Consider the following 24,923-nt stretch of genomic DNA (forward strand, 5'->3'; position numbering starts at 1 on the left):
GTTTATTCCTATGGCCACGGATTTTAATCGCGGCATTATGAAGTTTGATGGTGCCGACAGCCCGGCGATGATCGCGATTTCAGCTGTTTTGATTCTTGGCTTTATTGCAGCCCTGATTTGGTGGGCACTCCACACCGCTTACGCCTAAGGGCGCGATCGCTCCAGGTGGATCGTGTGCTCGGTGAGGGCTTCAAAGGTTTCATCGTGGCTAATGACAAAAAGTTGATGAAAACTTTTGAGGTTGCTGAGGCTCTCGGCCAGTTGTTGGCGGCGCACTTGATCCATATTGGTGGTTGGCTCATCAAAAAAGGCAATGTCGGTGTTCACGAGTACCCGTAGCAGGGCAAGGCGCACCGCAAGGGCAGCACACATTTGCTCACCCCCCGAGAGGCTTTTGAAGGGCCGCCAGTAACCGCCTTCATTCACTTGAATTTCGTAGTCCGATGTCCATTGGAGCGCCACGTCAGGGCGGTTAAGGAGCTCCCGCAGCAGGCGATCGGCTTCGGCAGAGACGGTGTGCAGATAGGCTGCACTGACCCGAGGACCGCTCTTGTTAAAAATGCCGCGGGCGGTCTCAATCAAATGATGGTGCTTTTGTGCTGCTAGCAATTTTTGCAGCGTCTCTTCCTTTGCGGCGGCGACTTCATCGAGATGCTTTAGGGTTGCCAGACAGTTTTGGTACTGCTTTTCCTTTTCGGGAATGGCACCAAGGTACCGTTGATACTCACGGTGTAGGTTCTCGTAGCGATCGCGAACAGCTTTCAAAGCCGCTAAATCCACCTTCTGCTCCTGGGCTTTGTACTCTGCTTGAGCTTTGGCGAGGGCAGCTTTTAACCCATTGGCTTCTTGGGTCGCTGTTCTCAGGGCCGCTTCATAGGTCTCTACTTGGGCAGCCTGCTGCTGATGTTGGAGATAGGTATCATAGCTGGGACGTAGTCTGGCTAGTTCATCCCTCAGCTGTTGCCGCTGTTCTTCGAGGGCGGCGTAGCGTTGGTGTTCTTCATAGAGGGGAGTGAGGCGAGCTTGGAGGCTGGCCTGTTCGCTGCACAAACGCTCGTAGTCTGCTTCCAATTGGGGGGCTGCTGCCTGCTGCTCCAGTAACAGTTGCCGCTGGGCATGGGGTTGACCAAGGTTGGCTCGTTCTTGGCGTAATGTGTTCAGGCGGTGTTTGAGATCAGCCAGTGCTTGGCTGAGGGGTTCTAGGGTTTGCTGGCGATCCCTTAACTGCCTTAGCTCTGCTTCTAAACGGCTGCGTTCCTCCGCAAGGGCTTGGGCCTGCAAGAGCGATCGCTCTGCGGCGGCAGCCAGGGCAATGTCAGCTTCTAACTGTTTTACCCTCTGGTTGAGGGCAGGAATAGCTGCGGGATCGCTGAGGGTTTGTCGCAGTGCCATGAGTTGATCCAAAAGCCAGTGATAGTTCTGCTGGAGCTGTTGGAGTGCCCCTAGCCCCTCTTGAATAGCGGCGGCAACGCCGGAAAATTGCTGAGCGGCCGTGAGGCCTGTAATGGCTGCCGTCACAAGGGCGTCAGTTGCTGCGGCTTGGCTTTGCGCTGTATTGAGGATGGGATCCAGGGTAGCAGCAAAGGCATGGGCGGCGGTGGCATGGTTCAGTTGGGCCTGGAGTCGCTCCCGTTCCGCTTGTTTAGCACTCAAGGTGGCGGCTAAGGGGCGCTGTTGCTCTAGGGCTTGCACTTGTTGGCCAATTTCCTCAAGGCGGGTTTGTAGCATTGCCGCTTGTTGCTTGAGGTGGCGTAGTTCTTGATCCGCCTGTTGGGCTTGCTGGTAGCGTGCCTCAAGGGGAGCAATCTCGGCATCGAGGGATTCGGCGGCGGCAATTTGGGGTTCCAGGTCAGCGAGTTGGCTGGCAATGGTGGCGATGGCTTGGCGTTGGCTTTCAATACTGGCTAATTGGGTGGCTAGCTGTTGTTGCTGCTGCTCCAGTTGGCGAATGTTTTGCTCAAGGGCAGTCCGTCCCCGCAGTTGCTGGTCGAGTTCTTGGCAGCGAGCCTCCTGCTGACGATAGCGATTGTAGTCGGATTGTAATTGCTGGCACTGGGCTTGACTTTCGCGGGCAGCGGTCAACTGGTGCTGGCGATCGCGACACAGTTCCTCCTGCCGCTGCAGTTGGGCTTCGAGGCGTGCGCAGGTTTGCTGAAGACGGTTCAGCGTTTCAACGGCAGCTTCGTATTCCTGTTTTTCAGCGGCCAAGGCCTGACATTCCTGGCGTAGTTCCTCGCACCGCTGGCGATCGCGCTCTAGCTCCGCGGCCAAGGCGGTTTCCTGTTGTTCATACTGCGATCGCGTGGCCAATTCCTGGTTCTGGACAGCCAACTGGCGCTCTAGGGATGCCACCTGCTCTTGAGAAAAATTCACGAGGGCGAGGGCATTGTCAAAGGCTTGGCGATAATCACTCACCTGCAAAATGGGTTCAAAAATTTGACGCCGCTGTGCTGGTGGTTTGAGAAAATCCGCTGTCATCATTCCTTGGGGAATGCCAATGATCTGCTCAAAGAGATCTTTGAGGGGAAAGGCACTGCGGATACCGAGCTGTTCCTGCAACCAAGCGTGGACGTCTTCACGCAAAGACAGACCCAGTTCCCCCACTTGGGGATCAACAATTGAGTAGCCCGTCTGCGTATTGCGGCGCACGATGTAGGAGCGACCATCGGCTGCGGAGATAAACTGGACGATGGCTTCGGCACGCTGAGTGCCCCTGCGAATAATGGCCTTATTAAAGCCACTGCCATAGCCCGATGTTGCATCAAAGAGGACCCAAGCGATCGCTTCAAAAATACTGGTTTTGCCTGCACCATTCTCACCACAGATGACATTCACACCGGGCATAAACTCAAAGGTGCGATCGCGGTGGGTCTTAAAGTTTTTTAGGGTCAGGCACTGAATTTCCACGGGATGTCTCCATTAGCAGGCATTCGATATGTAGAAAACGATCCATACTTTTACAAAAGTTTACTAGGGCTTAAGTCTTCTTGAATAAAGTTGCCATTGTCTGATGATTTTCCTTAGGCTGGATCTCAGTCATCTATGGTAGTGATTGATATTCCTAACTTTCTAGGAACGCTCGGTCTCCGCACCCTATGCCCCCAATCCTAGGTAGCTGCTGCCCGCAGATAATGTTTGCTCTAGCAAGCGTATTTCTAGTGCCGAGGATTAATGACGTCTCACTTCCCTATTTTCCCAAGAGGCAGTTGAGTTGACAACTACAGCATTCCACCGTGAGAGGATTTGAACCGTGGATTTACTACATAAGCAGATTCTGGTTCTGAGTAACAAAATTGATGCTTTGTACCAGATCGTTGAACAACTCAACCAAAAGGTTTCTAAGGCCTTAGAGGAAGGGCGGCTCAAGCCGTTGCCGGCAACCCCTGCAGAGCAGGCCCCCCTGCCAAAACCTCGCCCCTTGGTGAGTACCCCAGAGCACAAGGATATTTTGATGGATGATGACTATGGCCAGGTGCGTCACCTCAGTGGCGATCGCCCCCTGAGTCCCGAGATTCAAATTCAACGGCTCACGGCACAACTCACAGCGGCCTATAACCAGATTGCTGCCCTTGAGGAGCAGTTGCTTTCCCACCATAGTCACAGTCACAGTCACTAAAGCAGCAAAACTCAGCCCCCAAGATGGGCGAGTACCTGCTGCCGCCATTGGGCGTTCTGGTGGCGATCGCTCCTAAATTCTAAAAGCCGTATCTTTGGCCAAGGGGTCTGGCGCAGCTGTGCCTCCACATCAGCCCAGTCCTTGAGACAGTGGTAGGGAATGCCGTAGGCAGCGGCAAGGCAACTAAAATCCACCTGCTGCGGTGTGGCAAAAAAGGCTTCAAAGGGCGGATCAAACTGACGAATGGGCAAATGCTCAAAAATACCGCCCCCCTTATTGTTGATCAGCAGCACGGTGAGACATCCTTGAAACTGGGGTGTGATCAGCCAGCCATTGGTATCGTGCAAGCAGGCCAGGTCCCCGGTGATCAAGAGGGTCGGTTGACCGCGATGGGCAACCCCCAAGGCACTGGACAACGTGCCATCAATGCCGTTGGCCCCCCGATTAAAGTAAAAGCGATGGCGGCGATCGCCCCCATGCCAGACGCTCTCAACATCGCGCACGGGCATACTACTGGCAACAAAAATCGCCGTTTGCGATGGCAACCACTGGGGCAGATGGTAAATCAGCTTGGCCTCCGAGAACCAATCAATGGCCTCAAATGTCCGCTTTAGTTGCTCCCGCACTCGTTGATCCTGGTCTTGCCAGTCCTTGAGGTAGGGGTTGGGGGGCAGGGGGTCGGGGGGGCAGTCCACCCCTTGGGGGGCGATCGCCAACATCTGACAGCGGCCATGGAGGGGATTGTTGTTGTCGCCCGTGGGGTCAAGGCACCAAATCAGTGGATCGCAGGCACTCAGCCATTCCCGCAGGGCTTTACTGGTGGGCAGCGGTCCCAGTTGAATCACCCCTGCCGGACGCAGATATTCCCGCAGGTGGGCATCTCGCAGCAGCAGATCGTAATGGCTAATCCCGTGGGGCAGTCCCCGCGCCGAAGAGAGGGCATCGGCAAGCACCGGCCACTGCAGAGAGCGACTCAGGCGATCAATTGCGGCAGCTTCCGCCAGAGAATCCACCCCATGACTGGGCCCCGCAATAATCACCCCCCGCTGCATCTGTTGCCATGTTTGCCAAGGGAGAGGGGTGACAACCCGAGGCGGCACAAAGGGCTGCACCTGCTCAAAGAAGCCTTTTGGCAGTACCCCATGAAAATTGGCCTCAGAGCGCAGGTCAAGCGGATCCCGTAGAGGAACATTCAAATGTACTGGCCCCGGATCCGGCCAGAGGGCAGTTTGCCAGCTATGGCACAGGGTTTGCCGTAGGTAGGGCAGCAGGGGGAGTTCCGGCAGACTCAGTTCGCGATAGTGACGCACTGCATGACCATAGAGATGCACCTGATCAATGGCTTGCCCCGCTTGGCAAAAGCGCAATTCGGGGGGGCGATCGGCAGTCAGCACAATGAGCGGTAAATGACTGAGGCTCGCTTCAATAATCGCCGGGTAGAAATTGGCAGCGGCAGTGCCTGAAGTGCAGACAAGGGCAACCGGTCGCCCCTGCTGTTGAACAAGGCCAAGGGCAAAAAAAGCCGCCGAGCGTTCATCAAGAATCGGCAAGGCCTCAAGATGGGGATGGGCAGCCGCCGCGATCGCCAACGGTCCAGAACGCGATCCCGGCGAGAGAACCACTGTCCGCAGTCCCAAACGGTAGAGGGTTTCAAAGAGGACGCTGGCCCAGAGGACATTCAGATTTTCAGTGAGAATCATCAATCCCCCCAGAAGTGCTGTCCTAGCCTACGGGGCTGAGCCCTACGCCATAGAGTTCTAAATCCAGTTTGAAATTTGAGCCCCTAACAGACTCAGAATCTCTGAAATGCCCTAAATAGGTTAGTTTTGGGAGCTTTGAGTCCTAAGCGGGCAGCGGGAATCGAACCCGCGTCTCTAGCTTGGAAGGCTAGGGTTTTACCATTAAACCATGCCCGCAGTCCCAAGGAATACTACATTAGCACGACCCTTGGGGCGATCGCAAAGGGCAATTCTAGGGAATCGTTGCCATCTTGACGTCGTTGCGATCCAAGATGCTTTGGAGTTCCTCAGCATCGATTGTCTCTTTTTCAATGAGCACTTGGGCAATTTGGTCAAGGACATGGCGGTTGTTTACCAGCACCTCTTTGGCACGGCGATAGGCCTGCTCCACTAGGTTGCGCACTTCGTCATCAATGGTGGCAGCGGTTTCCTCAGAGAAGTCCCGTTCCGCCATAATGTCGCGGCCAAGGAAGACATTCCCCGTTTGCCGTCCCAAAGCCACCGGCCCTAGGCGATCGCTCATGCCAAAGCGGGTAACCATTTGCCGTGCCACCCGCGCCACCTGTTGCAGATCGTTTGAGGCACCCGTGGTCACCTCATCCTCGCCAAAGACAATTTCCTCAGCAATGCGACCCCCTAGGGCAACGGCCATTTGGTTTTGTAGGTAGGCACGGCTATAGAGACCCGAATCCATCTGATCTTCGTTGGGGGTAAACCAAGTTAGCCCCCCTGCCCGTCCCCGCGGAATGATGCTCACTTTTTGGACAGGATCGTAGTCTGGCATCAGGGCACCCACAAGGGCATGACCCGCCTCATGGTAGGCAACTAACTTCTTGCGGCGATCGCTCATGACGCGGTCTTTTTTCTCAGGCCCTGCCAGGACGCGATCAATGGCATCGTTAATCTCATCCATTGAGATCTCGGTGAGGTTACGGCGGGCCGCCAGAATGGCCGCTTCATTGAGCAGATTAGAAAGATCCGCACCAGTAAAGCCGGGCGTACGGCGTGCAATTTTATCGAGATCCACATCCTTAGCAAGGGTTTTGCCGCGGGCATGGACTTTGAGAATATCGAGGCGACCTTTGTAATCGGGGCGATCCACCACCACTTGACGGTCAAAACGACCGGGACGCAACAGCGCTGCATCCAAAACATCCGGACGGTTTGTCGCCGCAATAATAATAATGCCCGTATTCCCCTCAAAGCCATCCATTTCCGTCAGCAGTTGGTTGAGGGTTTGCTCCCGTTCGTCATTGCCACCCCCTAGGCCGGCACCGCGCTGGCGACCCACGGCATCAATCTCATCAATAAAAACGATACAGGGGGCATTGGCTTTGGCTTGTTCAAAGAGGTCGCGCACCCGTGAGGCACCCACCCCAACGAACATTTCCACAAACTCAGAACCGGAAATCGAGAAGAAGGGGACACCTGCCTCACCGGCAACGGCACGGGCAAGGAGGGTTTTACCTGTCCCTGGCGGCCCCACCAGCAAGACACCCTTGGGAATTTTGGCACCGACTTCCGTAAAGCGATCGGCATACTTCAGGAATTCCACCACTTCCCCCAGTTCCAGCTTGGCCTGATCAATCCCGGCCACATCATTAAATGTCACTTGGGTTTGGGGTTCCATCTGTACCCGTGCCCGTGACTTACCGAAATTCATCGCTTGGTTGCCAGGACCCGCTTGGGCACGCCGCAACAGGAAAAAGAGCAGTACCAAGAGGCCAATGGGAACGAACAAGCTGCTGAGGGCGCGGAACCAGAAGCCATCATTGCTTTGGGGCAAAACAGCAATGTCCACATTGTTGGTTGTGAGAATGTCGAGGAGTTCAGGGTCATTGGGAAGATTAACCAGAACTCGCGTGCCATCTTGGGTAATCGCTTGAGCTTGAGAGCGATCAGGGGTGATACTGACTTTGGTGATTTGCTTACTTTCGACCTGTTGGATGAACTCACTGTAGGGCCATGTTTGTTTGGTCGTGGGTTGGCGATCAAAGAAGGCCGTGGCCAAGGCCAGCACCACGATTGCCAGAAGCACGTATAAACCTGCGTTTCGCCATTGTTTATTCACCGATCGCCATCCTCCGCTAGGAAAACTGAAAAGTCTTTACATAAGTTCATACTAACGCATTCTTTCGCAACCCTAGGTGAGCAGTCCCGTGGTTAAGATCATCAATATCCATGATAAGCCGTCAGAAAATGCTCGATTTAGACACCTGCTATCGGGTACTGGAGTTGGAGCCGGGGGCAACCCTCGAGGAGGTTAACCGAGCTTATCGGGATTTGGTGTTTATTTGGCATCCCGATCGTATTCCCAAGGACAACACACGGCTAATCGAGAAGGCACAGGAGAAGATTAAGCAGTTTAATGAAGCACGGGATCAACTGCGGCAGCATATTGCCCGCCAGAGGACGCAAAGCTCCCACCAGGCGGCTAGCCAGCGGCAGGCCTATCGTGCTTCGCCCCCCCCGCACTCACCGCCGCCGCGCTATCAGTCAAATCCCTACACCTATCGCAGCTATCATGGACCCCATGAGCCGCAGCAAGCTACACAGCACACCTATGGTCAACACCACAACCACACCTACAGCACCCATCAACGCCAACGTACTGCTGCCCCACCGCCCCCAGAGCCACCCCGCACGACGCCACCCCATAAGGATATGGCGGGGGTCAATTTACAGGGGGCAAACCTCAGTGAAAAGGACTTTGAAGGCCGTAACCTCAGCCATGCCAATCTCAGCCATGCCGATCTCAGTGATGCCTTTTTGCATCGGGTGATTCTCCACCGCGCCAACCTGCGCCATGCCAATCTCTTCCGCGCCAATTTGCTGCAGGCGGATCTCAGCTATGCTGACCTCCAAGGGGCCAATCTCATTGGTGCTGACTTGAGTGGTGCCGATCTGCGGGGTGCTGATCTGCGGGGAGCAAAGATGAGTCAAGGCAATCGTCTCCTCGTCAAACTCACCGGGGCGCGCCTCACGGGAGCCATTATGCCCGACGGACACGTCCACACCTAAGCTTGGATCACACCCTTCGAACTGGGAATTTGCTGAGTGCGGCGCGGGTCAAGGGCGATCGCCAGGCGCAGGGCACGGGCAAAGGCCTTGAATGTCGCTTCAATAATGTGGTGGGAGTTAATGCCGTCCAATTGGCGGATATGCAGCGTCATGCGGCTATGATTCACCAAGGCTACGAAAAATTCCCGCACCAGTTGCGTATCATAGGTGCCAACCCGCTGCGTCGGAATCTGCAACCCATAGCTAAGGTGCGGACGCCCCGAAACGTCTAGGGCCACTTCCACTAAGCTTTCATCGAGGGGCGCAACAAAGTGGCCAAAACGCTGAATTCCGCGGCGATCGCCCAAGGCTTGATCCAACGCCATCCCCAAGGTGATGCCCACATCCTCATTGGTGTGGTGGTCATCAATATGGGTATCTCCACTGGCCTGCACCCGCAAATCCACAAGGCCATGGGCGCAAAGCTGATCCAGCATGTGATCCAAGAAGGGAATCCCCGTGTGATTGTCCGCTAGGCCATTGCCATCAAGGGTGAGTTCAATGTGAACCTTGGTTTCTTTAGTCTGGCGATCGACCGTGGCTTGGCGCAACAGAGGTGCGTGGCCATTACTGAGGAGAGAATCATTCATAAAGAGTTACTGACGCGGTTGGGGATTAGTAGAGGTGGCTGGCGGTGAGGTTGCCGCAGGAATTGCCCCCGTACGCGGAAAGGGCACATCCACAAAACCTAATTCTAGCAATTGCTGATAGGCCTTTTGCCCCAGTTCACGGGTGGGGTTTTGGCTCCGGATAATTTCCACTAAAAGGGGCACCGCAAGCTCGGGTTGGTTATTGGCGCGATAGACCAAAGCTAGCTGAAAAGTCGCTTGATCGCGCAGTTGTGCTGCTTCTAGGGCACGGCGACGGTTACTGTCTGCGGCAGTATTATCAATCCCCAAAAAGCTGGCGTTGAGGGACTGATAAAAGTTCGAAAGTTGGTTCATCACCGTGCGGGCTTCCAGTAGCTTGCGGGCGGCGACGGCATAATTTTGCTTATTGACTGCGGCGGCAGCCTCATCTATCAGGCGCTTGCCCCCTTCAAGGGTATAGATTGCAAGGCTGGGGGGGGATGTGGGATTCACAATCTGGACATTGGGGCTATTAGACTGATTCTGGGCAAATACCGCCCGCGGCAGTGCCCCTAGCAGTAGCACCCCAAGGAGCAGGGATGGTCTTGACCAACGAGGAAATGTATTCAACGGCATGGTGTAAAGCCTTTACTAAGATAGAGGCAGTCCAGCGAACAATCAACATGGCGTATCTTATCACCAAGTAATGACAGCCCGTGCAGGATCATAAGTTCCAATTTTCCTCAACACTAAGGCCGTGGCCATGGTAAATCCCACCCCGCAGGGGACAACTACCCATGATGCCATTCGTGAACGGCGCCGCCAATTGCAAAGTAAACGCCGCTGGCGCCAACTGGCAAGGCTTTGGCGTACCAGTGTTCTCTTGACCCTAACGGGAGGGCTAGTCTGGGGACTGACGCTGCCGTACTGGATCATCCGTGGCCCTGAGCAAGTGGTGATTCGTGGCAATCAACTGCTGAAGACGGAAGCGTTGCGGGCACAATTGCCCCTTCAGTATCCTGAGTCGCTGCTCCGTTTGCGGCCACAGGAGATCATTCATGTCCTAGAAACCACGCTACCTCTGCAACGAGTGACGATCGCCCGCCAACTTTTTCCGCCGACCCTGATTGTTGAAGTTCAAGAACGCAAGCCTGTCGCCGTCGCCACCTGTAATCAATGCTGGGTGATGAGTGAAACGGGTCAGCTTCAAGGTCCTGCCAGTCGCTGGTTGGTGGATAGCCTCGGATTTGTCGCGCCGCTGAGTAGTTATCAAGCCAGTGCCGTGAAGCCAATGCCGACCCTCCAGTTGCAGGGGTATTTTGTACCGGTTAAGGGGGCGCCGCGTCCGCAAACATTGGCGGTGGATAGCGATCGCCAGCAGCAGTGGCAGCAGATTCACCGGCTGCTGCAGCAGCAGGATTTACCCATTACGGGCTTAGATTGGCGCAATGAACAGAATCTTGTGGTCCAAACTCCCCTCGCGCCGGTTCACCTTGGGGTAGTGCAGTGGAATAGTCCCACCTTCAATAAACAACTCAGTGCCTTGGCCCGTCTCAAGCAGTTACCCCAGTATTTGGATCCTCGGCAAATGGCCTTTATTGATCTGGTGAACCCCGATGAACCCTTGGTGCAACTGCGGCAACAACCTACACAGCAGCCGCTTCCCCGCAGCAATTAACCGCAGCAATTAAGGGTCAACAGCACAGCATAATAGAGAGGTTAGCTTGGAGTGGCTGGTCAATGAAACCCCTGAAGTTCGGCACAGTATTGCCACGATTTCTGCAATGGTTGGTGATGCTGCTCAGTGTGCTGCTGCTGGTGAGTTGCGCCTCCCTCTCCTCAGTTGCTGACACGAGTTCAATTCCAGGAGCACAAAGCCCAACCCCTATGGCCAACTTACCGCGACTCAATGGCGATGCAACGGTTGTACTGACGGTCAACGATCGCCCGATTACGATTCAAGTGAGGGGGGATGCTGCCCCAATTACTGCTGGCAACTTTGTGGATTTAGTGAATCGGGGGGTCTATGATGGCACTATTTTTCACCGCGTCGTCCGTGAACCCCGACCCTTTGTGGTTCAAGGGGGAGATCCCCAAACTAAAGATCCCAAAGTATCGCCACAACTTTACGGCACGGGTTCCTTTATTGATCCAGTGACCAACCGCCCCCGCTATATTCCCCTAGAAATTCTCGCGGAGGGCAGCGATACTCCCACCTATAGCCAAGCAGGCACCGTCTCTCCTGTTCTGCACCACACCCGTGGAGCCGTGGCCATGGCGCGATCGCAACTCCCGGACTCCGCCTCAGCCCAGTTTTACATTGCCCTTGATCAACTGGATTTTCTGGATGGCAATTATGCTGTCTTTGGCTATGTCACCGATGGCATGGATGTGGTAGATAGCATCCAACAGGGCGATCGCCTGCAGTCTGCTAAGGTTGTGGCCGGTTTGGAAAATTTACAGCAGCCATAGCAGAACGCCGGCGAAAGCGTTGCCGCAGGGGGGGTAACAGCCGCAAACACAGGGCATAGGTGAGGAGTCCAGCTATTACGCCCACCCAAACACTGCCAAAAATGAGAATCGTTGCCAGTTGCCCCCCTTGTTCTAGGAGCTTTTCCCAAGAGTGCCATTCACCAAAAGATAGGGAAGGCTGCCCCATCAGCCACCAGCCCACCTGAAAGTTAAACCAATACAAAGGCACATAGGTGAAGGGGTTGCTCACCCAAGTGGCAAGGGCGGCCAAGGGTTTATTTCCCCGCACTAGCAGCGCTAGGGTGACGGCAATGAGCATCTGCCCGCCAAATAGGGGCAGCATACCAGCAAAGACGCCAGCCCCTAAGCCACGGGCAATACTCTCAGTACTACTGTGGGAGCGCATCAGGCGCAAATAGTGATAGCGGAGCGATCGTTGCCAACAATAGAGCCAACGGGGCTGTCGAGCAGGCTGAGGAAAAGACAACCGCATCATAGGTGAGCTTCGAGACGGTTTAAAGGTTGGAAAAATAAGGGAATGACAGTCTTTGCTTAGCAGTTTGACATATTTTGCTTAGGGAGTGCTAGGGGTCGCATCCTTGGGCTTGCCCAATCCCAGCGCCAAAAAGCCAAGGGCGATCGCCATCATCACACTGCTTTGCCAAGCGGGTGCCACCCCACCCCAGCGATCGAAGGCCCACCCTGCCCAGGCCGGTCCGGCAATCCCGGCCACACTTTGGAGGGATTGGCTGGCGCCAATAATTTTCCCCTGATCTTGATCCCGCACGCGATTGGAGATCACCCCCCGTAGGGAAGGCAACATAATCCCCACCCCAAAGGCCAAAGCCACAACACAGCCGTAGAGCAAAGGCACCCCCAAGCCGCCGGCACTGGGAACCGCAGCAATTCCCAACAGGGCCAAGGCCACCAGGAGTAGTCCCGCCAGGCTCAAGTGCTGCTCACCAAAGCGAGGAATCAACGAGCGAATCAAGCCCGCCTGCACAATCGTGCTGACAGCGCCAATCATCACAAAAATGATCCCCGCCTGTGCCGGTCCCCACCCTAACTGTCGCTTCAAAAAGAGGACGAAGATACTGGTAAAGCCGGCAAAGGCAAAGTTGAAGATAAAAAAAGCCATCAGTAAGGCTTGCAGTGTGCGTTGATTGAATAGCGCCAACCACTGCTGCTGCCAGGCAAAACTCTTTAGGGTCAGGGGCGATCGCTGGGCTGCGGGCAATGACTCCGGCAAGATGCAGTAGGCCAAAACTACATTTGCCAGGGCCAAAACAGCGGCAAACCAAATCGGCAACTTGAGATCAATCGCTGCTAAACTGCCGCCAAGGGCCGGCCCAAAAATGAAGCCAATCCCAAAAGCCGCCCCCGTTAAACCAAAGTTCTTAGCTCGATTTGCCGGGGCTGAGGTATCGGCGATATAGGCCTGAGCCGTTGAAACCACCCCCCCGGTGAGGCCGTCAATAATCCGCGAGACAAAGAGCAGCCAAGGTACGGTAGCCACAGCAAAGAGAATGTAGGACACAGCGGTGCCAGCAATACAAATCAGCAACACTGGGCGACGCCCCCAGTGATCCGAGAGGGCACCCAGTAGCGGAGCAGCAATAAATTGAGCAGCGGCAAAGGCAGAAAATAAAAGCGTCAGGCTCAACGCATCAAAGTGAAATTGCTCCACGAGGAAGGGCAAAATGGGGAAAATGAGACTTTCACCCAGACGATCAATAGCAATTGTTAATAAAACAACTAATAATGGTGAGCGTAGGTTTATCCCCATTGATCTGACTCGTCCTCAAGTGATGGATCCCTGCCCTGTACAGTTTTGACGCTGAGAAAAAGGCAGTACAATAAAAGACTACAACTTAACACAATACAGCCCTTTTGCCCTTGCTCAGACACAGTACGCATTGATCAGATACGGCGAAAACACCCTACTGATTCCTACTGATGAGGTATGCAACCCATGTCTGCTTATATCGAATCGTTGAAGCGATCGCTCTTTTTGACACTGATTGCCTTGGTGGTCTCATTAACAATTTCTTTCTTGATAGCAATCTAAAATTTACCCTGAAAATCATTTATCATCCTCTATCAGTTATCAGTGATGTGAGTTGAGTGAGGTATGGCCACTCCTTCTGCCGCTGCACCGCCCCCTCTGCCCCTATCGGTCATGTTTCGCTTAGGTCTCTTTCAGATGGGACTGGGCATGATGTCTATTCTGGTACTGGGGGTACTCAACCGCCTCCTGATTAAGGAACTGGCAGTTCCTGCAACACTTGTGACGCTGACGATCGCCATGCATCAATTTGTCTCACCTGTGCGGGTGTGGTTTGGTCAGCTTTCCGATGCCCATCCCATTGGTGGCTATCATCGCACCGGGTATGTCTGGGGTGGGGCGTTGGTCTTTACCTTGATTACCTACGCCATTGTGCAAGTGATCTGGCAGGTGGGGCAAAGTTTAGATCAAGCAGGCTGGAGTCTGGTCACCCAAGGGTGGATTGGCCTATTGGCATTACTCTTCGCTGCCTACGGCATTTCTGTCAGTAGTAGCTCGACCCCCTTTGCTGCCCTGCTAGTGGATGTTTCCGAAGAAGAAGATCGGGGCAAGTTGGTGGGCATTGTCTGGTCTATGTTGACCGTGGGCATTGTTGTCGGTGCCATTCTCAGTAGTGCGCTGCTGCGGCAGTTAGAGCTAAATACCCCCATTGAACTGCTGCAACAAAGTGTCAATCGTCTCTTTTTGGTGGTTTTGACGGTGGTCTTTGCTCTGGCGATCGCTAGCACCTGGGGAGTTGAAGCCAAATATTCCCGCTACCACCTGCGCAGTCGTACCTGTGACAACCCTGAAAACATTACCCTTGGTCGCGCCCTCAAAATTCTCACTGCCAACTCGCAGACAGGGCGCTTTTTTCTCTTTCTTGTCCTGATGACCCTGAGTTTATTTATTCAGGAGCCGATTCTTGAACCCTTTGGCGGTGAAGTCTTTGGCATGACGATCGCCGAAACCACCCGCTTGAACGCCTACTGGGGCATGGGCACCCTGGTCGGCCTAAGTTTCACAGGATTTTTGATTGTGCCGCGCCTCGGCAAGATTCGAACCACCACCTATGGGTGTTGGGGGGTGGCCTTGATGTTCTTACTGCTCATCATTTCAGGTGTCACGCAGCAGGTGTGGCTCTTTCAATTGCAACTCTTTCTCTTTGGCATTGCCGCTGGCGTGACAACAACCGGTGCCCTGAGTCTGATGTTGGATTTAACGGCGGCGGAAACAGCAGGGACATTCATTGGTGCCTGGGGCTTAGCTCAGGCCATTGCCCGGGGCTCAGCCACCGTTGTCGGTGGAACAGCCCTCGATATCGGTCGTCAACTGTTCGGCGTGCCGATCCTCGCCTATGGTTTTGTCTTTTGTCTACCAATGCTGGGAATGCTGGCCGCTGTCTGGCTTCTCAAACGGGTAGATGTGAGTCAATTTCGGCACCAATCTCAGCTGGCGATCGCCAAGGTTTTGGCTCAGGACTTGGAATAAACAAGCTTACCAGCGGGCAAAAAAGGAGAAATCCAACTGACCAAAGTGGGTGACATGGGCAATATTGAAATGCTCCAGGCAATTTACCAGCCAGCGCACCTTGCCGCGACTAAAGGATTGATAGTGGTTAAACAAGATGGCAAAGCGTTTTTCGAGGTAGGGTTTTACCTTCTTGCTGAGGAGCACAACCTTGAGCAATAGGCCAATGGTTGCCGCCGTGCCGATGTTATTGAGCAAGTCAACAAAAACCAGATGGTTGGGATTTTGGGCACTATCCACGACCAAGTAGTTGAGGGTCTGGCTACAGGTGCGCACAATAGTAAATTCATTTAGAGGCTGCGGCTGCTGAAAAAGGGGCAGCGTTTCCAAATACTGATAAAAGCGCTGGCGAAACCGACCCCGACCCATATCCGCTGTGGTGTCCGTCAAGTAGTGGAAAAAGGCATCCCGAAACTCATGGGTGGATCGCATCCGTGGCAGCCGCCGCTCAAATTGACTGGCCAAGTCGCGATAGGTGTGGCGGCCATCCACCTTACCGACAAAATGTTGAATCGAGCTTCGTACTTCCTCAGCAGAAAGCAAGGTAGGATTTTTCGCTGGTGGGATATTGTTGTGCCCCTGCGCACGGCGAAACTCACTCGTGAGATATTGACTCAAGTTCATTTCAAACTGCTGGGTCGCCTTTTGCTGAACCTCTTGAATGTAGCACCGGTCTTCGGGTGTTGTGTCCTCTCCCACCAGGCAATGGCTGTAGAGGTAAGGGTAGCGGCGAATTAAGGTGGCAAGGGGGCGATCGCCATTTTGTTGAATTTGTACCGTATCCTGGGCATCCTCTTGAAAGAATTGCACCATGCGCTGCAGCTTTTGAAAGGTTTCACTCTCTAGATAATCCTTGACAAGTAGCCGCAGCTTGCGCACAATCGGTGCCCGGCTCAGACCCCCCGCCGGCATCCCCACAGGCGTTTGCAGCATGGCCAGGAATTCGGGAACAGCTCCTTGGAGTAAGGGACGCGACTGCCAGCGGTTAATTAAAATGTGGCAGCAGCGGTTCATAAAGGGGCGGAAATTGCCCGTCACCTGTGCCTCGGTCACAATCCGATCCATCGCCCCTTGAATCTGGCGATCGGGATAGGTATAACCCATGAGGAACAGAGCACGAAACCGTTCAATGACCTGCTGCGGACTCTCACGCTGCACGCATTCCAGCAAGTGATCGTAAATCAGTTGGTAGTCGTTTGCCCTCATCTGAGTATTCATAGGGGGTAATGCGCTCCTAAGCCACGCCGCTACCGACAGTGCTGGAATCCGAGGACATAACTAGAGGCCCTAATATATCTGCATCATAAAAGGCAAGATGTCGCTAACTTGTGATCAAAATCCCGTTTTTTTTGTGATCCTAATCACAAGAATGACCTAGGTGCCTTCGAGCCCTGATTAGTGCCAATACCCTACTCGAGGCCGATGATAATCAACAAGACAATCAATTGACAACTGCCTGTAAAAATTGTTACTAAATTTTCTCCTCAAAAGCATGTTTAGTCGAGGGCATCAATGCCCCTGATACCCGGAAAGCTGAGCTAGACCCTCTAGGGGATAGACCCCCTCATAGCGTTTACCGTTGATTTCCCAGGTGGGATAGGCACGGATATTGGCCTGTTTGCATAGTTCTGGTTGGCCATTGGTGCCCTGTGGATCGCACTCAATGTAGTTGATTTTCTTAAAGGCGCTGCCAAAGAGTTCTTTTTGCTTCATACAAGCGGGACACCAGTAGGCCCCGTACATCTTGGCATTGATTTTCTTCAGGTGGTTCGCCAGCCCTTGGGGAGAAATGGCCTGACTGGTTCCCTGCGCCATGACCATATCGGCAGATGGAGTAACAGCTAAACGGGGCACAAGGGCGATCGCCAATCCCACACCCAGGCCAAACAGGAGATAGCGCAAGGAGTTTTTCATCGAGAACCATCCACTAAGTCAGTACAGTGTACTGCATTCTATACATACAGTGCTAGAGCTAAAGACCGCGAGTAACGTTTTATAGTTCCGCCTGTAGGTCTGCTCTGGTGAAAATTCAATGCCAACGAATGCTGGCGCACTTCATTTAAGAACAATGAAGCAGCAACATGACCAATAGGAACAAGATTAGAGCCCGTCGGTTACAGAAACAGGGCCATGATTGCGCGATGACTATAGCTGATAGCCCCTAGTTGGGGGATTACCTAGCTAGCCAACTCTCTATAAGCGGTGAGCCTGCTCACCGCCAAGCAGCAGAGCAAACGGGTTTACCACTAAGCACCTTTCCTGAAACCTTGCCATAGCTCCTAGAGAGGGTTTTGACCCAGAATTGGCTCCCCCCAAACGTAGTCAGCCGAAGATTCGCTGGAAAGACTGGACGGGGTGCATTCGCGCATGCCGTTGCCGCTAAACTAAAACTACACTATAGCGGCAGTGCCCTTGCGGATTGTTTAATGGCAGCCATTTTTGAGCTTCATCCTGTTAACCCCCAGCCCCGCACGATCGCCCAAATTGTTGAGGCTCTCAAAGAGGGAGCAGTCATGCTCTACCCCACGGATACGGTCTATGCCATTGGCTGCGACATGAACCACAGGAAAGCGGTGCAGCGGGTACGCCAACTCAAGCAACTCTCCAACGATAAACCCGTCACCTTTCTGTGCTCTTCTCTGGCCAACATTGCCCAGTATGCCTATGTCAGCGATTCCGCTTACCGCCTCATGCGTCGCCTGATTCCGGGACCCTACACCTTTTTGCTGCCAGCTACCAAACTGGTGCCCCGCCTTGTCCAAAATCCCAAACGCAAAACCACGGGGATCCGTGTGCCTGACCACGTCGTGAGCCAAGCACTGTTGACCGCCTTGGGGAATCCGATTATTTCCACCTCAGCACGACTACCCGACGACGAGACTTATTATGTGAATACCGCAGACCTCTTCGATGCCTTTGACAAGCGGGTGGATTTGATTATTGATACCGGGGAACCACCGGGACAGCAAATGTCGAGTATTCTTGATCTCACCGGCGAACCACCGCTGCTGGTGCGCAAGGGACAAGGGTGGGAAACGCTACCGGCAGAAATAGTGACTGTTGAGTGAGCTACTTTCGCTACTCGGCAGGTAGAAACCGTTATCCAAGGTTTAATTCAAGAATGAGTTCATCACAATTGATTGGCAAGGTATATTTGGTGGGGGCAGGCCCCGGGGATGTCGGGCTGCTCACGCTTCGCGCCAAAATGCTTCTGGAATGTGCCGACGTGGTGCTCTACGATGCCCTGATTAGTCCGGAGATCCTAGGACTAATTAATCCCCAAGCGGAAAAAATTCATGTGGGCAAGCGGCGTGGCAACCATACCCTTTCTCAGGCCGAGATTTGCCACCTGTTGATTGAGTTGGCAGGGCGCCATGCTGTCATTGTGCGCCTCAAGGGGGGTGATCCCTTTGTCTTTGGCCGTGGCGGCGAAGAGTGTCTCGCCTTGGTTGAGGCGGGTATTCCTGTGGAGGTGGTCCCCGGCGTTACCAGTGGCGTAGCTGCACCTGCCTATGCTCAAATTCCCTTAACCCATCGGGATTTTAGCTCCTCGGTGGTCTTTGTTACCGGCCATGAGGCGGCTGGCCGCTATCAACCGCGGGTTAATTGGTCGGCTCTGGCCACGGCGGTGGATACGATTGTGATTTACATGGGGCTGCACCATTTGGGGGAAATTGTGCCCCACCTACTCGCTGGGGGGCGATCGCCCCAGACTCCCTTGGCCTTTATTGAATCAGGGACAACGCCGCAACAACGAGTGGTGGTGACCACCCTAGAGCGAGCGATCGCCACCTGTGACGAGGCACAGATTAAAACCCCTGCTTTGATTGTCATTGGTGAGGTCATTCAGCTGCGCTCCCAGTTAGGGGGAAGTCTCCACCAGGTCTGAAGCAACAGGTTCAGGTTCTAGGGGCAGCGACAGCATTGCCCGCTCCAAATAGGGTAGTAGCTTACGTCGCGTTTGGTCCAAAGAATAGGCAAGGCGGATATTCTCTCTAGTGAGGAGCCCTAGCACCCGTTGCGGGTTATTGCGATCCACCACAGGCAACTGCCTTAAATCCCGCGCTGCCATGCGATCGATGGCGTCCTTCAGGGGTTCATCACCATAGGCTAGCAACAGCTCCCGCGTACAGACACTCCCCACCGTTTGGGTTTGATACGCGGTTGTTTCCTGATCCGCTTCCCAACGGGTCAGCACCCGATTAATATCCCCAAGGGTGATCAACCCCACCAAGTCCTGCTGACTATCGGTCACAAAGGCACAGTAGACTTTTTTTTCAATGAGTTGCAAGCCCGCTTCGACCACAGGTGTCGTTTCGCTAAGAAACAGCACCTGCGATTGCATGGCCTCTGCCACAAAAAGGTTGGGGAGACTGTCCTCCTGCTCCTCCTTGTGGGGCTCAATACTGCTGGGTGCCAAGGCGGGCAGCTCACCCGGTTTTTGCACACTAAAACTATTCACTAGCCAGACACTTAAGCCCACCGCTGCCATCAGGGGCAAAATAATGCGATAGTCTTGCGTCATTTCAAAAAGCAGCAAAATAGCGGTTAAGGGCGCATTGACACTGGCCGCAAGGACGGCGGCCATTCCCACGGTTGCGTAGGCAGCAGGAGCAGCAATACTGTTGGCAAACATCGGTAAGAGAAGAGGTAACACCTTACCGTAGGCCGCACCCAGGGAAGCTCCCAAAAAGAGGGCCGGCGCAAAGATGCCCCCCACTAGACCACTGCCTAGACTCACTGCCGTTAAGAGCATCTTGGTAACCAGCAACACCAGCAGTAAGCCGAGGGAGAAATTCACATCCCTGAGGATTGCTTCCACCGTTTCATAGCCAATGCCCAGCACCTGCGGCAAATACAGGGCAACCAAGCCAACGCAGAGACCCCCTATCAAGGGACGCAGGGGTAGGGGAATGTGACCTAAAAACTGCATAGGTGGCATCTTCCCCTGAAAGACTTGCGGCAGCCACTGAAGTAACTGGGTATAGACAATGGCAACACCGTAGGCCAACAGTCCCAAGCCCAAATACAAGGGCAACTCAAGGGAACTGCGCACCTCATAGGCCGGCAGTTCAAAAGCAGGCTGTGACCCCAAGCCAATTTGGGTAATTAGGGCAGAAATCACAGCGGCCAAAAGCACCACGCTCACAGCTGTTGTTTCAAAGGTGGTTCCTAAGACGACCTCTAGGGCAAAGAACACACCAGCGATCGGAGCATTGAAGCCTGCTGCTAAACCTGCCGCTGCCCCTGCCCCAAGGAGCAACTTTTGCCGTTCTCGCGAGACCTTCAGCCCTTGACCAAGGAGAATGCCGATGTTGGCGCCCACTTCCACACTGGGTCCCTCTGGACCAAGGGACGCACCTGTACCAAGGGAAATTGCCGCCGCAAGGGTTTTGGCAATGGGGCGAATGAGGGGAATTTCCTTGCCAGCTTCGACAGCACCCATCAATGACATCAGGTTGGGACTAAACTCTTGGACAAACCAACGGACAATCCCCACCAGCAAGCCCCCTAGGGTCGGAACACAGGCCAGTGTCCACCGCCCCCAGCGACCAATGATCCCCATCAAGTTTTCAAGGGCAAGGTAATGAATTGTTTCAATCAGGTAACGAAACAGCAGCACACTGAGGCCAGCGCTGCCGCCAATGAGCACCGCCAAGATCAGGACGACCGTTTCCGGGGGGGGTTGCAATTGATTGAAAAGGCGAGTGAGGCGAGATTCAGCAGTAGACAGGGGGGAGAGGGAGGACACTGGTGGAAAAATTTTTCCTGAAACCGGATAGCTCTAACTCAATTATGCGCAATTTATTATGCGCAATTTCCAGGGGAGAGACTAGAAGGGCAACAGTTGCGGTGTCACATGGTAAAAGGTGGGATGCAGCCACCACAGCAAGGCGACAAAAATGACCACTCCCCCATAGGCGGGGCGCAAAAATTCCTGCCATACCAGTTGTTGTTTGCCCTCCCAAATGGCTTTGAAGGGAATGATGGAAGTGCGGTTTTTCAGGGCAGCAAACGCTTCTCCATGCCGTGCGTACCAGCGGCGATCGCCATGCCAAACCCCAAAGCAGTGATGGGCAATCAGACCAAGGGAGGTCAGCAGGGTAAAGGAGGTGCCCAGCCACAGTGTATGGGCCACACACCAGATCACCTGTCCCCACAACTGGGGGTGGCGAGTAATGCGAATAATCCCTGTCTCGTAGAGGTGCACCTCTGGCTTTTGCACAGCGGCAATTTCCAGCAGGTTAAAGGTGGCTGGGTAAAGAAAGAGAAACGAGAGCGCCGATAGTCCCCACACTAGCGCCCCCATTCCCGGCACCCCTTGAAGTTGCCACAGTTGGACGCCGTCGTAGCGATGGGCCAAAAAGTAGAGAATCAAGATTGTGGCCAAAGGCAGACTCACTAAGGCGAAAAAAATGCGATAGAGGCGGGCACCTATCCGCTTTTCTGCCCAAGGGCGTAAGCTGGCCAAGCCACTGTGGGCGATCGCAAACAGGAGCAATAGCCCCACCATGATCCACTGCGAACTGGTTTGCCAACTGTGGTAATCCATGCTCATCTACTCCCCACGGTTGAAATCCCTTCCCATGATCCCAAAGGGTCAGAGGATTTGTAAAGCAATGTAAATGAGCAAAAAAACCAAGCCTATGAGCTATAGTCAAGGCGTTGGGGGCATCCGGCGTCAATATTTATGTTTAATTGTTATGTTTAATTGGCTCGATCGCCTCGAAAACCGCCGCCTACTGCGCCTGCTCCTGCTCTTTGCTCTGGGCTGGATTGCCGTGCAGCTTTTGCACTATTTTGCCTACGTCTTACTAATCTTTCTTTCTTCGTCCATTCTGGCGTTTTTACTCAACTATCCCGTGCGCTGGCTCAAACGTTACTTGCCCCATGGTTTTGCGGTTACCATTGTGTTTCTGGGGACATTGGCACTGTTGATCGGCTTGGGGATTACTCTTGGGTTGGCGATCATTGGCCAGTTGCAGGACTTAATCGCCCATTTGCCCAGCCAAGTTGATCTGTGGATTAACTCCCTTGAGAGAATGCAGCAGTTTCTGGGGCAATGGAATCTAGACATCAATTTTCAGCAACTGGAGTCAGAATTACGCAACTTTGCCCTTGCTGGGATTCAGTTTGGGTTTGGTAAGCTCCAGTCCATCTTTGCCCTCTTGCTGGGGGGCATGATTGTTGCTGTGATTACGTTCTTTATGCTGTTGGAAGGGGAACGGCTATGGCAGTACCTGTTGAGTTTTTTGCCCGACCCGTGGCGCGATCGCCTGCCCCAGGCCTTAGAGCGGAACTTTTTGGGCTTCTTTAGTGGCCGTTTCCTTCTGTCTCTATTCTTTGGTATCGCCACATTCATTGTCTTGCTGGTGTTAGGTGCCCCCTACGCCCTTGCCCTTGGGGCGATCGCCGGCGGCTTGGATCTCATTCCCGGGATTGGCTCAACAATTGGCATTTGCCTAATCTGCTTGATCCTGTTGCCCAAAAGCATTGCCCTGAGTGCCCAGGTTCTGATCAGCTGTATTGTGCTCCAACAGGTAGAGGAAAATATCCTCATGCCCCGTGTAATGCGCAACTCCGTCAACCTCAATCCGGTGGTTCTATTCTTTTCCCTCCTGGTGGGGGCAACGGTCGCAGGAATTGTTGGTATCTTCCTGGCCATTCCCATGACGGGGACAATCGTCAGTTTGTTGGATCTCAAAGCCTTACAGGCAAGCCGTGAGGCTGCTCCAAAATCCTCGTCCTAGGGTTGCGATCGCCCCCATCCCGTTGATATACTAGACAAGCTGATTAAGGTGCCCTCGGCACATCAGTGTATTTTTTGTGCATTTTTGGTTGGACACCATCATCACTGTAGGTTGGGTATAGTTGCATGGCTCGATATCGTGGCCCTCGTTTGAGAATTGTCCGTCGTCTGGGTGAGCTGGCTGGTCTCACCCGCAAAGTCCCCAAGCGGAGCTATCCCCCTGGTCAACACGGCCAAGCCCGCAAAAAGCGTTCGGAATACGCCCTGCGCCTTGACGAAAAGCAAAAACTACGCTTCAACTACGGGGTCTCGGAGCGGCAACTCGTGCGCTATGTGCGCAAAGCCCGCCGCGTGAGTGGTTCCACCGGACAAACCCTCCTGCAGTTGTTGGAAATGCGGCTAGACAACACCGTTTTCCGCCTTGGAATGGCACCCACGATTCCAGCCGCTCGCCAACTGGTGAATCATGGCCATATTCTCGTCAATGGTCGCACTGTTTCTATTCCTAGCTATCAGTGCCGTCCGGGGGATGTGATTACTGTCCGCGATAACGAGCGATCGCGCCGCCTCGTGGAAACCAACCTTCAAAATCCTGGGCTGGCCAATCTCCCCAGCCACTTGGAACTCGATAAAAGTACCCTCACCGGCAGAGTCACCGGTATCGTTGAGCGCCAATGGGTTGCTCTCGAAGTGAATGAACTCCTCGTGGTTGAGTACTACTCCCGCAAAGTTTAGAGTATCGCCGCCTTTCCTATGGCAGAAGCCTATCTTCTGGAAAAACTCCGCACTGTCGAGCAAACCTTTACGGAACTTACCCGCCGCTTGGCGGATCCGGATGTGGCAGTCAATCCAACCGAGTTTCAGAAGATAGCCCGCTCCCGGGCTGCTCTAGAGGAGACGGTAAATGCCTACCACGAATGGCAAAGGTTGAATCAGCAACTGCTGGACGCGCGTCAGCTTCTCAAGGAAGCCATCAATGAACCGGAGCTGCGGCAAATGGCTGAGGAGGAAGTGGATGATCTCAGTTACCGCATTGTCAAACTCGAGGAGCGCCTGAAAATTCTGCTGCTGCCCCGTGATCCCAATGATGAGAAAAACATTATGCTGGAAATTCGGGCAGGTGCAGGCGGTGATGAAGCAGGGATTTGGGCCGGCGATTTGGTACGGATGTACTCCCGCTATGCTAAAACCCAGGGTTGGCAAGTGACCCTCGTGAGTGAATCCCTGGCTGAAATGGGCGGCTTCAAAGAAGCCATCCTTGAAATCAAGGGCGATCGCGTCTATAGCAAGCTGAAGTATGAGTCGGGTGTCCACCGGGTACAGCGGGTACCAGCAACAGAAGCTAGCGGCAGAATTCATACCTCCACTGCCACCGTCGCTGTGATGCCCGAGGTGGATGAGGTGGAGGTCGAGATTGATCCGAAGGACATTGAACTCACCACCGCCCGATCTGGCGGAGCCGGCGGCCAAAACGTCAATAAGGTGGAAACCGCTGTTGATTTATACCACAAGCCAACGGGAATTCGTATTTTCTGCACCGAAGAGCGGAGTCAACTGAAAAACAAAGAGCGAGCGTTCCAGATTCTCCGTGCCAAACTCTACGAAATAAAGCTGCGGGAACAGCAGGAAGCCATTACTTCCATGCGCCGCTCTCAGGTGGGTACTGGCGATCGCTCCGAAAAAATCCGTACCTACAACTACAAAGATGACCGCGTGACCGATCACCGGCTGGGACAAAACTTTAGCCTCAGCAGTGTCCTAGAGGGGGATTTGGAACCGATTATCCAAGCCTGCATCAGCCGTGATCAGCAGGAACAACTGGCGCAACTTGCTGCCGAACAAGCCTAGGAGGATCAAATGACCAAATTTGTGGCTTGGGGACGCTACTGTGAAGATGTCCGGGAACGGCGTGCCCCCTATCGCCAGGCACACCTCGATGGCCTTGCGGCTCAAAAAGAGCAAGGCCTGCTCATCACCATTGGCCCTACCAAAGACCTGCGCTACTTTTTTGCTATTTATGAGGCGGATAGCGAAGAGACCGTGCGCCAATTGATTGAAAACGACCCCTACTGGCAGCATCAGGTCTGGACAGACTACAGTATTCATGAGTGGATCCAAGCCCTCTAAGGGCGAGGGTGGATCC

23 protein-coding genes and 1 tRNA gene are annotated in these 24,923 nt (G+C 53.9%); 12 read left to right on the forward strand and 12 right to left on the reverse strand.

The features are described from left to right. The first annotated feature begins 10 nt into the window (after positions 1-10). Positions 11-148, forward strand: a complete 138-nt coding sequence (locus Q0W94_RS04440; RefSeq protein WP_024125599.1) for a hypothetical protein — start codon at positions 11-13, stop codon at positions 146-148. Here Q0W94_RS04440 and Q0W94_RS04445 read toward each other — a convergent pair. Further along, positions 145-2,907 (reverse strand): SMC family ATPase, encoded by a 2,763-nt coding sequence (locus Q0W94_RS04445; RefSeq protein WP_297761675.1) that lies wholly within the window; start codon positions 2,905-2,907, stop codon positions 145-147. The two genes, Q0W94_RS04440 and Q0W94_RS04445, sit on opposite strands and share 4 nt — an antisense overlap. A 343-nt stretch (positions 2,908-3,250) precedes the next feature. Here Q0W94_RS04445 and Q0W94_RS04450 point away from each other — a divergent pair, with 343 nt between their 5' ends. Further along, a complete protein-coding gene (locus Q0W94_RS04450; RefSeq protein WP_297761678.1) occupies positions 3,251-3,616 on the forward strand; it encodes a hypothetical protein in 366 nt (121 codons plus the stop codon). 11 nt (positions 3,617-3,627) lie between these two features. Here Q0W94_RS04450 and menD read toward each other — a convergent pair whose 3' ends face one another. From menD to ftsH3, 3 genes are all read right to left on the reverse strand, one after another. Continuing rightward, positions 3,628-5,316, reverse strand: coding sequence for a 2-succinyl-5-enolpyruvyl-6-hydroxy-3-cyclohexene-1-carboxylic-acid synthase (gene menD / locus Q0W94_RS04455; protein WP_297761681.1), 1,689 nt, complete (start codon positions 5,314-5,316; stop codon positions 3,628-3,630). Between the two features lie 145 nt (positions 5,317-5,461). Further along, positions 5,462-5,532, reverse strand: a tRNA-Gly gene (locus tag Q0W94_RS04460). A 55-nt stretch (positions 5,533-5,587) separates the two neighbouring features. Continuing rightward, positions 5,588-7,426 (reverse strand): ATP-dependent zinc metalloprotease FtsH3, encoded by a 1,839-nt coding sequence (ftsH3, locus tag Q0W94_RS04465; protein WP_297761685.1) that lies wholly within the window; start codon positions 7,424-7,426, stop codon positions 5,588-5,590. A gap of 110 nt (positions 7,427-7,536) precedes the next feature. Between ftsH3 and Q0W94_RS04470 the strand changes: the two genes are divergently transcribed. Then, on the forward strand, positions 7,537-8,376 hold the full coding sequence (locus tag Q0W94_RS04470; protein ID WP_297761688.1) for a pentapeptide repeat-containing protein: 840 nt from the start codon (positions 7,537-7,539) through the stop codon (positions 8,374-8,376). On the opposite strand, the gene hisB is transcribed toward Q0W94_RS04470, so the two are convergent. Further along, entirely contained in the window at positions 8,373-9,005 is a 633-nt protein-coding gene (gene hisB, locus Q0W94_RS04475) for an imidazoleglycerol-phosphate dehydratase HisB (RefSeq protein ID WP_297761691.1), read from the reverse strand. The two genes, Q0W94_RS04470 and hisB, sit on opposite strands and share 4 nt — an antisense overlap. Before the next feature lie 6 nt (positions 9,006-9,011). Beyond that, entirely contained in the window at positions 9,012-9,620 is a 609-nt protein-coding gene (locus Q0W94_RS04480) for a hypothetical protein (RefSeq protein ID WP_297761694.1), read from the reverse strand. A 127-nt stretch (positions 9,621-9,747) separates the two neighbouring features. Between Q0W94_RS04480 and Q0W94_RS04485 the strand changes: the two genes are divergently transcribed. Both Q0W94_RS04485 and Q0W94_RS04490 read left to right on the forward strand, forming a co-directional pair. Then, positions 9,748-10,662 carry a cell division protein FtsQ/DivIB gene (locus Q0W94_RS04485; RefSeq protein WP_297761696.1) on the forward strand — a complete coding sequence of 305 codons (915 nt, stop codon included), beginning with the start codon at positions 9,748-9,750 and terminating at the stop codon, positions 10,660-10,662. A gap of 62 nt (positions 10,663-10,724) precedes the next feature. Then, positions 10,725-11,456, forward strand: coding sequence for a peptidylprolyl isomerase (locus tag Q0W94_RS04490; protein ID WP_297761698.1), 732 nt, complete (start codon positions 10,725-10,727; stop codon positions 11,454-11,456). On the opposite strand, the gene Q0W94_RS04495 is transcribed toward Q0W94_RS04490, so the two are convergent. After that, positions 11,416-11,952 carry a DUF2062 domain-containing protein gene (locus Q0W94_RS04495; protein ID WP_297761701.1) on the reverse strand — a complete coding sequence of 179 codons (537 nt, stop codon included), beginning with the start codon at positions 11,950-11,952 and terminating at the stop codon, positions 11,416-11,418. The genes Q0W94_RS04490 and Q0W94_RS04495 overlap by 41 nt on opposite strands. A 78-nt stretch (positions 11,953-12,030) precedes the next feature. Next, positions 12,031-13,242 (reverse strand): MFS transporter, encoded by a 1,212-nt coding sequence (locus Q0W94_RS04500; RefSeq protein WP_297761704.1) that lies wholly within the window; start codon positions 13,240-13,242, stop codon positions 12,031-12,033. Between the two features lie 345 nt (positions 13,243-13,587). Between Q0W94_RS04500 and Q0W94_RS04505 the strand changes: the two genes are divergently transcribed. Continuing rightward, entirely contained in the window at positions 13,588-14,991 is a 1,404-nt protein-coding gene (locus Q0W94_RS04505; protein WP_297761707.1) for a BCD family MFS transporter, read from the forward strand. A 6-nt stretch (positions 14,992-14,997) separates the two neighbouring features. Here the strand turns inward: Q0W94_RS04505 and Q0W94_RS04510 are convergent, their stop codons facing one another. Both Q0W94_RS04510 and Q0W94_RS04515 read right to left on the reverse strand, forming a co-directional pair. Beyond that, entirely contained in the window at positions 14,998-16,248 is a 1,251-nt protein-coding gene (locus tag Q0W94_RS04510; protein ID WP_297761710.1) for a hypothetical protein, read from the reverse strand. A gap of 291 nt (positions 16,249-16,539) precedes the next feature. Beyond that, on the reverse strand, positions 16,540-16,944 hold the full coding sequence (locus Q0W94_RS04515; RefSeq protein WP_297761713.1) for a hypothetical protein: 405 nt from the start codon (positions 16,942-16,944) through the stop codon (positions 16,540-16,542). A gap of 512 nt (positions 16,945-17,456) precedes the next feature. Here Q0W94_RS04515 and Q0W94_RS04520 point away from each other — a divergent pair. Then, positions 17,457-18,098, forward strand: a complete 642-nt coding sequence (locus Q0W94_RS04520) for an L-threonylcarbamoyladenylate synthase (RefSeq protein WP_297761716.1) — start codon at positions 17,457-17,459, stop codon at positions 18,096-18,098. 53 nt (positions 18,099-18,151) lie between these two features. Continuing rightward, the gene (gene cobA, locus Q0W94_RS04525) at positions 18,152-18,919 is read left to right on the forward strand and encodes a uroporphyrinogen-III C-methyltransferase (protein ID WP_297761719.1); all 768 of its coding nucleotides are present in this window, start codon (positions 18,152-18,154) and stop codon (positions 18,917-18,919) included. Here cobA and Q0W94_RS04530 read toward each other — a convergent pair. Then, the gene (locus tag Q0W94_RS04530) at positions 18,893-20,782 is read right to left on the reverse strand and encodes a chloride channel protein (protein WP_297761722.1); all 1,890 of its coding nucleotides are present in this window, start codon (positions 20,780-20,782) and stop codon (positions 18,893-18,895) included. The genes cobA and Q0W94_RS04530 overlap by 27 nt on opposite strands. A gap of 81 nt (positions 20,783-20,863) precedes the next feature. After that, positions 20,864-21,583: an NnrU family protein gene (locus Q0W94_RS04535; protein WP_315863099.1), complete on the reverse strand. Its 720-nt coding sequence runs from the start codon at positions 21,581-21,583 to the stop codon at positions 20,864-20,866. A gap of 151 nt (positions 21,584-21,734) precedes the next feature. Between Q0W94_RS04535 and Q0W94_RS04540 the strand changes: the two genes are divergently transcribed. The 4 genes from Q0W94_RS04540 (at position 21,735) to Q0W94_RS04555 (ending at position 24,907) form a co-directional block, all read left to right on the forward strand. Next, positions 21,735-22,781 carry an AI-2E family transporter gene (locus tag Q0W94_RS04540; protein WP_297761728.1) on the forward strand — a complete coding sequence of 349 codons (1,047 nt, stop codon included), beginning with the start codon at positions 21,735-21,737 and terminating at the stop codon, positions 22,779-22,781. 125 nt (positions 22,782-22,906) lie between these two features. Further along, entirely contained in the window at positions 22,907-23,515 is a 609-nt protein-coding gene (gene rpsD, locus Q0W94_RS04545; protein WP_024125616.1) for a 30S ribosomal protein S4, read from the forward strand. A gap of 18 nt (positions 23,516-23,533) precedes the next feature. Then, positions 23,534-24,628: a peptide chain release factor 1 gene (prfA, locus tag Q0W94_RS04550; protein ID WP_297761733.1), complete on the forward strand. Its 1,095-nt coding sequence runs from the start codon at positions 23,534-23,536 to the stop codon at positions 24,626-24,628. Positions 24,629-24,637: 9 nt separating this feature from the next. Next, positions 24,638-24,907 (forward strand): YciI family protein, encoded by a 270-nt coding sequence (locus Q0W94_RS04555; protein ID WP_297761736.1) that lies wholly within the window; start codon positions 24,638-24,640, stop codon positions 24,905-24,907. The last annotated feature ends 16 nt before the right edge of the window (positions 24,908-24,923 follow it).

Origin of the sequence: Thermosynechococcus sp. (assembly GCF_025999095.1) — a bacterium.
Taxonomy (GTDB): domain Bacteria; phylum Cyanobacteriota; class Cyanobacteriia; order Thermosynechococcales; family Thermosynechococcaceae; genus Thermosynechococcus.

Excerpts from the sequence above, each read along its gene's own strand:
- Q0W94_RS04440 (WP_024125599.1), top strand. The coding sequence starts at position 11 with ATGGCCACGGATTTTAATCGCGGCATTATGAAGTTTGATGGTGCCGAC.
- menD (WP_297761681.1), bottom strand. The coding sequence starts at position 5,316 with ATGATTCTCACTGAAAATCTGAATGTCCTCTGGGCCAGCGTCCTCTTT.
- Q0W94_RS04470 (WP_297761688.1), top strand. The coding sequence starts at position 7,537 with ATGATAAGCCGTCAGAAAATGCTCGATTTAGACACCTGCTATCGGGTA.
- hisB (WP_297761691.1), bottom strand. The coding sequence starts at position 9,005 with ATGAATGATTCTCTCCTCAGTAATGGCCACGCACCTCTGTTGCGCCAA.
- Q0W94_RS04480 (WP_297761694.1), bottom strand. The coding sequence starts at position 9,620 with ATGCCGTTGAATACATTTCCTCGTTGGTCAAGACCATCCCTGCTCCTT.
- Q0W94_RS04485 (WP_297761696.1), top strand. The coding sequence starts at position 9,748 with ATGGTAAATCCCACCCCGCAGGGGACAACTACCCATGATGCCATTCGT.
- Q0W94_RS04490 (WP_297761698.1), top strand. The coding sequence starts at position 10,725 with ATGAAACCCCTGAAGTTCGGCACAGTATTGCCACGATTTCTGCAATGG.
- Q0W94_RS04495 (WP_297761701.1), bottom strand. The coding sequence starts at position 11,952 with ATGATGCGGTTGTCTTTTCCTCAGCCTGCTCGACAGCCCCGTTGGCTC.
- Q0W94_RS04500 (WP_297761704.1), bottom strand. The coding sequence starts at position 13,242 with ATGGGGATAAACCTACGCTCACCATTATTAGTTGTTTTATTAACAATT.
- Q0W94_RS04505 (WP_297761707.1), top strand. The coding sequence starts at position 13,588 with ATGGCCACTCCTTCTGCCGCTGCACCGCCCCCTCTGCCCCTATCGGTC.
- Q0W94_RS04510 (WP_297761710.1), bottom strand. The coding sequence starts at position 16,248 with ATGAATACTCAGATGAGGGCAAACGACTACCAACTGATTTACGATCAC.
- Q0W94_RS04515 (WP_297761713.1), bottom strand. The coding sequence starts at position 16,944 with ATGAAAAACTCCTTGCGCTATCTCCTGTTTGGCCTGGGTGTGGGATTG.
- Q0W94_RS04520 (WP_297761716.1), top strand. The coding sequence starts at position 17,457 with ATGGCAGCCATTTTTGAGCTTCATCCTGTTAACCCCCAGCCCCGCACG.
- cobA (WP_297761719.1), top strand. The coding sequence starts at position 18,152 with ATGAGTTCATCACAATTGATTGGCAAGGTATATTTGGTGGGGGCAGGC.
- Q0W94_RS04535 (WP_315863099.1), bottom strand. The coding sequence starts at position 21,583 with ATGGATTACCACAGTTGGCAAACCAGTTCGCAGTGGATCATGGTGGGG.
- Q0W94_RS04540 (WP_297761728.1), top strand. The coding sequence starts at position 21,735 with ATGTTTAATTGGCTCGATCGCCTCGAAAACCGCCGCCTACTGCGCCTG.
- rpsD (WP_024125616.1), top strand. The coding sequence starts at position 22,907 with ATGGCTCGATATCGTGGCCCTCGTTTGAGAATTGTCCGTCGTCTGGGT.
- prfA (WP_297761733.1), top strand. The coding sequence starts at position 23,534 with ATGGCAGAAGCCTATCTTCTGGAAAAACTCCGCACTGTCGAGCAAACC.
- Q0W94_RS04555 (WP_297761736.1), top strand. The coding sequence starts at position 24,638 with ATGACCAAATTTGTGGCTTGGGGACGCTACTGTGAAGATGTCCGGGAA.